The following is a 1618-nucleotide window of genomic DNA, read 5'->3' as shown; positions in this document are numbered from 1 at the left end:
GCGCTCGTCATCGCTTTCGCAAGCTGGCCGCTTTACCGCCGCCTGCTTGTCGCGGTCAGTGGCAACCGCACCATCGCCGCGACCTTAGCCATCCTCTTCATCTTAGCCTTCCTGGTGATCCCGATCGCGCTCGCCGGCACCTATGCGATCAACGAGGTCCGCGAATGGGTCGCCTGGGCGATCGAGACCAACCGTCATGGCGCGGTGACACCGCACTGGATCGCCACCATGCCTGTCGTGGGCGAGTGGCTGAACCAGCAGTGGACGACCAATTTCGGCCATCCCGGCGGCATTGGTGAACTGATCCAGCTGGTCAGCGGCGCTAACATCGGCAGCATCTATCGCGGTGTGCTGGCCGCCGGCGGCAGCGCTTTCGGCTTGCTCCTGACATTGTTGTTCATGATGATCGCGTTGTTCTTCGCCTATCGCGACGGCGAGCATTTTGCCGGCCAGGTCGACCGTCTCGGCGAACGCATCCTGCCGACCAGATGGGAACGGATTTCGCGCGTCGTGCCCGCGACGATCTCGTCGACCGTGACCGGCATGACCGTGATCGCCATCGGCGAAGGCCTGGTGCTGGGCATCGCCTACTGGCTGGCCGGCGTGCCGTCGCCGGTCACGCTTGGCGCCTTGACCGGCGTCATGGCGCTGATCCCTGGCGGTGCGCCACTGTCGTTCACGCTGGTCTCGATCTATCTGGCCGCCAGCGGCTCGCCGATGGCCGGGCTGGCACTGTTCCTCTGGGGTGCGGTCGAACTGTTCATCGTCGACAAGACACTGCGCCCGAAGCTCGTCGGCGGGCCGATAAAACTGCCCTTCCTGCCGACCTTTTTCGGCCTGATCGGCGGCGTCAAGACCATGGGATTTCTCGGCCTGTTTATCGGCCCGGTGCTGATGGCCCTGCTGGTCGCGATCTGGCGCGAATGGCTTCGCGAGGTGGAAATGGCCGATGAAATCGTCCCGGGCTCGCCAGCCGAAATTGAAGCCGGTCCGCAAATCGAGGTCCTGCCGGAACCCGACGTGGCGAAGAAGGCCAGCGCCTGATCTCAACGCGCCTTAGACCGGATGTCGCACCGCAAGGTCGCCACGCCGCTTGCGTCCCTCGTGAAGCTGCCACAGCGAATGCGCGATCAGCGTGACGATCAGGATCGCGCCGCCGATCAGGCTGTTGCGCGTCGGTGTTTCGGCAAAGATCATCCACACCCAGACCGGCGCCAGCACGGTTTCGAGCAGGTAGAACATCGCCACTTCAGGGCCCGAAATGTATTTCGGCCCGGCGGCAAGGCAGAAGAACGCTATCGGCATGACGACGGCGCCGTTGAGGATGATCCACCAGGGCGCCTCCACCTGAAAGCCGGTGTTGGAGACCATGAACGCCGCCAGCCCGAAGGGCAGGACGACGCCGATCAGTGAGGTAAAGCCCATATCCTTGCCGCTGGCGCGCGAGATGGTGATGGCGCAGGCGATCAGAAAGGCCGAACACAACGCCATCAGGTCGCCGAACAGATGTCCGGTGCCGACGGAATCGCCGACGATGATGACGACGCCGACAATCATCATGGCCAATGCCGCAAAGGTCAGCGGCCGCGGCCGCTCCTTCAGGAACACCCATGAAAGC

The 1618-nt window shown here is 63.7% G+C and carries 2 protein-coding genes; one reads left to right on the top strand and one right to left on the bottom strand.

Translation table 11 applies throughout. From position 1 onward, the window contains the following. Positions 1-1044: AI-2E family transporter (locus EOC06_RS36935; RefSeq protein WP_164898988.1), on the top strand; the 1044-nt coding region annotated here is incomplete at its 5' end. A 12-nt stretch (positions 1045-1056) separates the two neighbouring features. Here the strand turns inward: EOC06_RS36935 and EOC06_RS36930 are convergent. Next, positions 1057-1618 (bottom strand): DMT family transporter (locus tag EOC06_RS36930; RefSeq protein WP_164898987.1); only part of this gene is annotated, 562 nt, incomplete at its 5' end.

This window comes from Mesorhizobium sp. M7A.F.Ca.MR.362.00.0.0 (assembly GCF_004023175.1).
Classification (GTDB): Bacteria; Pseudomonadota; Alphaproteobacteria; order Rhizobiales; family Rhizobiaceae; genus Mesorhizobium.
The sequence above is the reverse complement of the archived record's forward strand: the minus strand, read 5'-3'. Positions and strand labels throughout refer to the sequence as shown.